Origin of the sequence: Brachyspira pilosicoli (assembly GCF_019402445.1) — a bacterium.
GTDB lineage: Bacteria > Spirochaetota > Brachyspiria > Brachyspirales > Brachyspiraceae > Brachyspira > Brachyspira pilosicoli_B.
Map to the genome: position 1 here is coordinate 1 of NZ_SRZM01000069.1, position 9,256 is coordinate 9,256.

Annotated in this window: 6 protein-coding genes; 1 reads left to right on the plus strand and 5 read right to left on the minus strand. The window is 28.2% G+C overall.

Features of this window, described 5'->3' with window-relative positions; genetic code table 11:
- Positions 1-83: 83 nt before the first annotated feature.
- Entirely contained in the window at positions 84-2,621 is a 2,538-nt protein-coding gene (locus E6A48_RS02815; RefSeq protein WP_219708466.1) for a helicase C-terminal domain-containing protein, read from the minus strand.
- A gap of 173 nt (positions 2,622-2,794) precedes the next feature.
- On the opposite strand from E6A48_RS02815, the gene E6A48_RS02820 reads away from it, so the two are divergent.
- The gene (locus E6A48_RS02820; RefSeq protein WP_219708468.1) at positions 2,795-3,748 is read left to right on the plus strand and encodes a dipeptidase; all 954 of its coding nucleotides are present in this window, start codon (positions 2,795-2,797) and stop codon (positions 3,746-3,748) included.
- Positions 3,749-4,151: 403 nt separating this feature from the next.
- Here the strand turns inward: E6A48_RS02820 and mnmE are convergent, their stop codons facing one another.
- The 4 genes from mnmE to E6A48_RS02840 all read right to left on the minus strand — a co-directional run.
- Complete coding sequence (mnmE, locus tag E6A48_RS02825) at positions 4,152-5,540, minus strand: tRNA uridine-5-carboxymethylaminomethyl(34) synthesis GTPase MnmE (RefSeq protein WP_219708469.1); 1,389 nt, start codon at positions 5,538-5,540, stop codon at positions 4,152-4,154.
- A 183-nt stretch (positions 5,541-5,723) separates the two neighbouring features.
- Positions 5,724-7,130: a YlbE family protein gene (locus tag E6A48_RS02830; RefSeq protein WP_219708471.1), complete on the minus strand. Its 1,407-nt coding sequence runs from the start codon at positions 7,128-7,130 to the stop codon at positions 5,724-5,726.
- Positions 7,130-8,659, minus strand: a complete 1,530-nt coding sequence (gene fdrA, locus E6A48_RS02835; RefSeq protein WP_219708472.1) for an acyl-CoA synthetase FdrA — start codon at positions 8,657-8,659, stop codon at positions 7,130-7,132. Before fdrA ends, E6A48_RS02830 begins: the two co-directional genes overlap by 1 nt.
- On the minus strand, positions 8,638-9,256 hold a 619-nt coding region (locus E6A48_RS02840; RefSeq protein WP_219708473.1), incomplete at its 5' end, for an oxamate carbamoyltransferase subunit AllH family protein. The genes fdrA and E6A48_RS02840, both read right to left, overlap by 22 nt.

The following is a 9,256-nucleotide window of genomic DNA, read 5'->3' on the forward strand; positions in this document are numbered from 1 at the left end:
GGTGCGGGGCAAAGCCCTGCAAATAATAAATTTAAAAAATATAAATTTTTATAGAATATGTTTTAATATAAACTTAATAGCTTTTATTGCTCAAAGAAATTGTTCATATCTTTAAAAATTTCTTTTATGCTTGCTCTCAATATACTTGCATTTGGAAGTGAGTTTATAAACTGCATGCCGTAATTTTTGGTATATAGTCTTTTATCCAATACAAACACTATCCCTCTGTCTTCTTTGCTTCTTATAAGTCGTCCAAAACCTTGTTTAAACTTTATAACAGCAAAAGGCAGAGCATAATCCAAAAAAGCATTTCCTCCATTTTCTTCGATATATTTGTATCTTCCTTCGCTTATAGGGTCTGTAGGAACAGCAAATGGTAGTTTTGGTATAATTACAGCCTCAAGATTTTTACCTGCAACATCAACACCCTCCCAAAAAGAATCTACTCCAAATAAAACATTATTTTCTGATGCCTTAAACATATCAAGTAAAGTATGTCTATGTATTGAAGAAGTTTGAGCAAGGGCATTAATATTTTTTTCTTTTAGCTTTTCAACTGTGGTTTCATAAACTTTCATTAAAGAAGAGAATGCCGTAAAAAGTATAAATGCACGCCCGCCTGTAATATCGCATACATTAAGAAGTACTTTTGATGTATAATCATTAAAACTATCGCTTGCTGGGTCTGGTGAATCTGTTGATATATAAAGTCTTGCGTTGTTTCTATAATTAAAAGGTGACTCTAAATATATTTCTATCTTTTTGTTTTTTTCTATATAGTCAAAACCAAGTCTATTAGAAAAGAAGTTAAAACTCTTTGAAACTGTGAGAGTGGCAGAATACATAGCAACAGTATCAAACCTCAAATATAAATAATCATTTAAGTTTTTAGCTACTGTAACAGGGGTAAGATGCCAATTAAGTATTAGATTTCCTTTTTTAGTTATTCTTGCTTCAACCCATCTTATATATTCATCTTTTTTATAATCTATTGCAGCATTGAGAGATATTAATTGTCTTTTAAGTCTTTCAAGATAGGCATTACTCATCTGTGCTATCTCTTCATAATCAAAACCCTTATCTATTGCTATATCAAAGAATTTTTTGTAAAGCTTATCGCATGCATTAACTAATGAAGTAATAACTAAAACCATCTCTCTTAAAGGTTTAATTCCTTCTTCTTTCCATTTATTATTAATGATAATTTCTGGACATATTCTAAATTTAAATCCTAAGCCTTCTTTTGTTTGTATATTTTTATGACAATAGTTTAAAAACTGTTTTGAAGATTCATCTACTACATTTCTTACTCTAGAAGTTGTTTCATGTACACTATTAATTAGTTCTAGTAATTCTCTATAATCATCTACTTCTATAGAAGATTTATTTTGATTAACCATATTATTAATAGTTTCTATTACGCCGAGTCTTTTATTTTTCTTTATTCTTGATATATAAAAAAGTGCTTTTAATATGCCATTTTTGCTTCCCTCATCTCCAAAATAACTTGAAGCAGAGTTTTCAAAATTATGAGCCTCATCAATAATCACTTTTGTATATTTTGGAAGTAGGCTATATCTGCCTGAAGTTTCTGCGTGCAAAGATAAATCTGCACATAGTATATGATGATTGACTATTAATAATTGTGCGGCATTAAGCTGTTTACGCATCTTATAAAAATAGCAATCTTCTAAATATTCGCATTTTCTATGAGTGCAAGTATCAGTATCGCATGCAACCATTTCCCATAATTCAGATTTTGGTTTGTAGCCCAAATCTGTAATAGAGCCGTCTTTTGTAATGTTAAGCCAATTGTCAATATCTTGAAAAAACTCAATTTGGTCTTCAAAATCTAATTTATCAGTATCATTCAAAGCATCTTTTACTTTTTTAATGCATACATAATTATTACGCCCCTTTACTAAAGCATATTTCACATTTGGAGCTATAGCATCTATTATAGACGGTAAGTCTTTATTTATGATTTGTTCCTGCAGATTTATTGTATTTGTTGAAACAACTATTCTTGTTTTATTTTCTTTAAGCCATAATAAAGCAGGTATTAAATATGCAAATGATTTACCTATTCCAGTGCCTGCTTCTGATATTAAATGTTTATTTGTATTAAAAGCTTCTATTGTAGCTTCTACAAGTTCAGTCTGTTCTTGTCTGTATTCATATTTTTTTAATATTTTGCTTAAAAGCCCATTTTCTGTAAACATAAATAATGCATCAGGAGCATCTATATTTTTTACATTCTCTTTTCTAATTGGTCTTACAACTTCATAAAAATCATCAACATCATTATTAACTATATAAAAACCAACTCCAGCATTATTGCCCAATTCGCTTGCTATAGCCAAATCTGCCCTTGAAGGAGTAAGTTGACCTGATGGGTGATTATGTATTACAGCGTCAAACTCTAATGAAAGCGATATTATGGCAGGTACAGAATCTTTATTTCCCCTTGCCATTACTTCTATATAATCTAATATACCGAAAGAATTAAAATTGATTCCAAAATATACTTCATTACCGTAGGAATCAACTATAGATTTCCTCATAAAATTTATTGCTTCTAAAGAAAAGACATTATTTATTTCAACATCATACTCACTCATTATTGAATGATAGTATATTATAATAAAATCTTTGTCAAATTGTATTTTTAATTTATATAAGATTATAAAAAAATATTTTATAGAGCTATTAATTTAATTATGAAATAAATCTATTGTAAAATAGCTTTTATTGATATATTATTTTTGAAAATTTAATTTTAAGGAATAGACTTATGATTTTTGATGCTCATTCTGATGTTTTATCTGATGTTGCTGTAAAGACTTTGAAGGGCGAGAATAATATATTAAAAAAGTATCATTATGATAATTTGGTAAAAGGTAAAGTTGGAGGAAGTATATTTGTTGTGTGGGTTGAGAGAAAAAATTACGAGAGAGCTTTTGAGAGGGCTAATGAGATACTTGAATGTTTTAAAAAAGAGCTTAACTATTGCAGCGATATTATAGAAGTTGTAAAAAGTTATGATGAGATGATTAATGCACAGAACAAAAATAAGTTTTATGCTTTTTTGGGTTTTGAGGGTTTAATGCCCATTGAAGATAATATAGATATTCTTGATAGTTATTATAATGATTATGGTGTTAGGCATGCTAGTTTAACTTGGAATGAAGAGAATAAACTTGCTACAGGGGCTAGGGGAGATAGCAGCAGAGGATTAACAGAGCTTGGAAAAAAAGTAATAAAAAAGATGAATGATAAGGGAATGATAGTTGACGTTTCTCATTTGAATGATAAATCTTTTTATGATGTAGCTAATATTACAGACTCGCCTATAATAGCATCGCATTCAAATAGCAGAAAGTTATGCGGCAGTATGAGAAACCTTACAGATGAGCAGTTAAAAGTGATAAGGGATTTAAATGGAGTAGTGGGGTTTAATTGTTATAAAGACTTTGTAGACGAAGATAAAGATAAGCAAACAATAGATAGGGCAGTTGATCATATAAAATATATTGCCGACACTATAGGCACTAATCATATAGGGCTTGGCTTTGACTATAATGAATATTTTGAAGATGAGGGTATTACAGGAGTAAAAGGGCTTGAAGATGCTTCAAAGTCTTATGCTATATTAGAAAAGCTAAAAGAAGCTGGTTTTAATAGCGATGAGATAGAGAAAATAGAATATAAAAACTTTCATAGGGTAATAAAAACTGTAATAAAATAAAAAAATATTAAAGTTATTATTGCAACAGACGATATTATATTTAGGTTGATTGGACTACCCCCCAATAACTATATTTGTAATAAGCCGCTTTGTTCATCCCACAAAAGCGGTTTATTTTTTATATATTTATAAGTTTTTGTTCTATTCAACTTTTTCCTGCCGCAAAAAGTTGCAAAAAATGCATTTATTTAATTTATATATCAAAAGTATATATAAAATGTAGTGTATAATTTAGCTAAAAAATGCAGTCTTTTTGCTTCTTTGGGCCATACCTAAAGGTACTTCCTTCGGTAGTAAAAAGAAGTAGGGGCTCTACCCTACGGGCACGCTTCGCAGGGGGACTATTCTCCGAAAATAATAAAAATATAAAATTAACTTTTAGTATATAATTCTTTTTATATTTCTATTTACCTATACAGAAATTTTCAAATATCTCGTTTATTATCTCTTCTGCTTCAATCTTTCCGCTTACATTGCCTAATATGTTATTTAATATATTTATCTCTTCTGCTACTTCATCTAATAAATGATTATTATTTGACTTTTCTATGCACACATTCAACTGCTCTATTGCTCTCTCTAAATATCCTCTCTCTCTATTGTTTACATAGCTTTCTTTATTAAAAATTGTTATATCAGAATCTTTTATATGATTTTTTAATGCCTCTATTAATTTGTCTTTTCCTTGTTTTGTTTTGGTGCTTATTTCAATTGCATTATCTATTTTTTTGTCAAACTTCTTATCTAAATCTATTTTGTTTAACACATAAATTATATTTTTATTTTTTAATTGTTTTAAAAACTCTATTAAATTAATATCATCATCATTAGCATTGTCATTATAATCAAAAACAGCAATTATAATATCAGCCTCATTAGCACATTTTTTAGCTCTCTCAATTCCCTCAAGTTCTATATCGTTATCAGCTTCTTTATGAAAGCCAGCAGTATCCATAAAATAAAATGGTATATTGTCTATATAAATATTTTCGCTCAAAAAATCTCTAGTAGTACCAGCTATATTTGAAACTATTGCTCTTTCTTTGTCTAATATCATATTAAATATACTGCTCTTTCCCGCATTAACTCTTCCTAATATAGACACTTTTATTCCGTTAATGAGATTTTCTACTCTCTTAGAATTATTTAAAATATTTTCTATATCTTTTTTTATTGCATAAAAGTTTTCTATTAGTTTGTCATAAGAAAAAGTTTCAGTCTCATCTTCTGGAAAATCTAATTCGCCATAGATAAGCATAAGAGTATTTTTTACATTCTCTCTAAGTTTATCTATCTCCCTTGTAAGCCTTCCTCTAATTTTGTAAATGCTTGCTTCAGCCATTAATCTGTTATTAGAATCTATTAAATCATGTATAGCCTCAGCCTCGCTTATGCCAATTCTTCCATTAATATAAGCTCTATATGTAAATTCGCCTCTATTTGCTTGCCTTGCTCCGTTTCTTATTATAAGGTTTATCAATGATTCTATAACAACTATGCTTCCATGACACATAAACTCTACAGTGTCTTCTGAAGTAAATGTGTTTGGAGATAATGTTGTAAGTACTACAAGCTCATCTATAGGAGTATTGTTTTCATCTTTAATTAAAGCATAATAACTTTTTCTATGTTCAAATTTCGTAATGTTATTATTTTCATTGTTAGCATAATAACAAATTTTTGAAGCTATGTTTAGAGAATCTTTTCCAGACATTCTTATTAGTGCCAATGCACTTTTTGAATAGGGTGTTGCTAATGCTACTATAGTATCATCTAAATTATAATTAGACATAAATTAATTTCCTCATTTATATTGATTTTATATAATAACATAATTCTATTGTATTACAATATTTGATTGCACTAGAAATTATATATTAAAAAATGAAACTATAAAAATCAGTTAATATAAAAAAAGAATTAATCAAACTATATTAGTTGATTAATTCTTTTATTTTTTATAGAGTGTGAAAACTTAATTTTTAAATTCTTTTGCAAACTCAATAATAATATCTTCAAATACAGACATTGGAGGGTGAGTAATACCAGCACCAACTTGACCTATACCAGGTTCTTTATGAGCTATTCCTGTATTTATTACAGGTCTTATTCCTGTTTCAATAACAGACATAATATTTATACCTAAAGCAGTAGGCTTAAAGTTTAGAGTAGGTATATTATACATAGCAGATTCACCAGCAGTGATAGTATGCATAGAGTTTGAGAAGTTTATAGCATCTTTTACAGTGCCTCCAACAAAACTTACTATAGCTGGAGCTGCTGCCATAGCAAAACCTCCTATACCATAAGTTTCTGTAATAGCACTATCTCCCAAATCAGCACAGCAATCATCTTTAGTATATCCTGCAAATAATAATCCTTCTATAGGTTCTGCAGGTCCTTGGAACCATTTATCAGGACCTAATCCAGAAAGTTTCATTCCAAAGTTTACTCCATTTCTAGACATAACTGATACTACACTCGAATATTTAATATTGTTTACACTGTCTAAACTAGCCTTAGCAGAAGGCATTGATAAATTTAAGAAATAATGGTCATTTTTAATAATGAAGCTTAAAGCCTTTTTTGCTTTTTCTTTATCTTCTAAATTAAAAAACTCTTCAGCTATCTCTCTTATAAAGAGTGAAGTAGCTGCTTTATTTCTATTATGACATTCATCACCCATTTGAAGTGCTTGTGTAATAATATTTTTTATATCAATTTCTCCTATTTTTTGCAACACTTTTGATAATGTAGGAGCAAACTCATCTCTTATCCATCTGAGTCTATTTAATACACTTTCATCATTAGCACCAAATCTTAATACTTTACCTAATCCTTCATTTACAGTACAAAAGGCCTTGTTTCCATTAGTTTTATTTAATATAATATGCACAGGCATAGAAGCAGAAACTATACCAGCCATTGGTCCTACTGTACTATAATCATTACAAGGGGCAAACTTTATTTTTCCGCTTAATGCTAATTTTTCAGCCTCTTCTAAATTACTAGCCAATTCTTCAAATACTAAAGCTCCTAAAACAGCACCTTTCATAGGACCTGCCATATCTTCAAATTTTATAGGCGGACCAGCATGAAGTATGAGATTTTTTTCCATATTAGGAATTGCATCTATAGCTGGTTTTATATCTATTAAAACAGGAGATGCCGAATTTATTTTTGATATAAACTCTTCATTTGCTTTATTTATTTTATCAATATTCTTTTCTAAAATCTCTAAAGCATTTAATGTTTCTGGTTTTATATTTGATGGCTTCCAATCAACTTGTACATATTGAATATTTTGAATATTATAATCCTCTTGGAAAATATTAGAACCTATATTTAATATTTTCATTTTATCTTTTAATATATTTGCCATTATTGTATCTCCTTTAGTATAGAACTAGCTATTTTTGCTGCTTCTGCATTACTATTAGCCATCATAATATCCATAGATTGTAATAGAGATTTTTGTCTAGCTACATCTTGTTTTTCTGTTTCTGTAGATAATATATATCCTATAAATATTATTTCTCTTCCTTCACTGTTTGCAATTTCTTTTGCTTTTTTTATAGTTTCTATAGATAATCCAACAGGGTCATTATTAGAGCCATATCCCAACTCAAAGTCTAATATTATAATAGCCACTTCTCTATCTTTTGCTTCTTCTAATATTCTTGAGTTTCTAATACTTGGGTCAATCATAGGGTGTGGTTTACCTTGAGTAAATACATCATCGCCCAAATCTATAATTGTGTTTTGATATGATTTGAATGGATTTTCTAATTTATTTTCTTTCTTTTTAGAAACATTGCTATATACTTTATGGTTTTGAGATATTATCATTTCAGTTTCAGCTGCTAATGTTCCTCCGCAGTATAAAGCTCTTAAATATTTTTGTTCTTTATTTATTTTTGAAGAGATTTTTTTTATTTTTTCTATATCTATATTTTCAACATTTATTTCTTTGTTTAAGCTTAAAGAAGAAGATATAACAGCTCCCTCTTGCAATGTAGAAGCAAATAGAGCACCACTTTCTTCAACCATCTCTTTTTTACCATTTATAAAACATACAACATATCTTTTTTTAGATTGTTTTATCTTTTCTAATATTTTTTTTGTAACACTCTCTGCAGGTGGTTTTGATATTAAAAGAATAATTTTTGTTTCTTCATCATCTTCCAACATTTCCATACCTTGAAGCATCATAAGCCCGCCTATATCTTCACTCAAATCTCTTCCACCTGTACCAATAGCATGAGTAATACCAGCACCTAATTTATCTATTATAACTGTAGCCTCTTGTATTCCTGTACCACTTGCACCAACTATACCGATATTTCCTTTTCTAATTTTATTTGCAAAACAAAGCCCAACACCATTTATAATAGAAGTTCCGCAATCTGGTCCCATCATCAATAATTTTTTTGATACAGCTAATTCTTTTAATTTCTTTTCTTCTTCAATGCTCATATTATCACTGAAAAGCATTACATTTATATTATTTTCTAGGCATTTTTTTACTTCTAAATAAGCATGATTTCCAGGTATAGATATTACTGCCATATTAATATCTTTATTTTCATTAATAGCTTGCTTAGTATTAGTATATGTTTTGGAAGTATTATCTTCCTCTTTGACAATAAACATATTTTCTATTTCAGATAAAACTTTATCTAAGTATGATTCATCTTCTAGTTTTAATGCAATCATCATATCAGTTGATTTAGCTTTATTTATTTCGCTTTCATCAAATCCAATACTTTTTACTATTTCTTTATTCATATCCGTTGCCATACCAAGAGTAGAATCTATAACTCCCTCTAGCGTATTAACTTTATTTGTTAAAGACATCAATGTTATAGAGTCTTTATAATAATTACTTTTTATAATGAACTTCTTAAACAAAATTCGCCCCTCCTTTTTTTTATATATAAAAATGTACCAACTATCATATCAATGCCAGAGCTAGAACCTATTTCTTTTACAAGTTCTAATACTCTATTTATATCATCATTCTCATAGAGATTTTTTATATTATCTGATACTCTATTTTTTATTATATTTAAAATCATATTTCTGCTGATATTTGTAGTTTTATTATAATCACTTTTAAATACTGAAATATCATCATTATATGCTTTTGCTATTATTATCATTCCAACTATAACATCATCAACAGAAGGTGTAGACCCAATACCTGCTGAATAATATTTCAAAATCTCCATTGAGAAATCAGTTATATTATTTTTATTATTATCTATTTCTTTTATTTTATTAAATAGATATTCATTAATCATATTTCTTTTATCTTGGAAAAGTTGTATTATTCCTTGGGATTTTTCTTTTTTTAAGTTTTCTAAAATTTTATCTATATTGTTTTCAAAAAAACCAATATTTATTTTAGAGAAATCAAATAAGAAGTCCCTCGAATTATTATTTTCCAATATAATTTCAATTTCTTTAATTTGTAAATTATTATTTATTACATATAAAGAATCATTG

Bases quoted from the DNA above. Each gene is read 5' to 3' on its own strand.
- E6A48_RS02815 (WP_219708466.1), bottom strand. From the start codon at position 2,621: ATGAGTGAGTATGATGTTGAAATAAATAATGTCTTTTCTTTAGAAGCA.
- E6A48_RS02820 (WP_219708468.1), top strand. From the start codon at position 2,795: ATGATTTTTGATGCTCATTCTGATGTTTTATCTGATGTTGCTGTAAAG.
- mnmE (WP_219708469.1), bottom strand. From the start codon at position 5,540: ATGTCTAATTATAATTTAGATGATACTATAGTAGCATTAGCAACACCC.
- E6A48_RS02830 (WP_219708471.1), bottom strand. From the start codon at position 7,130: ATGGCAAATATATTAAAAGATAAAATGAAAATATTAAATATAGGTTCT.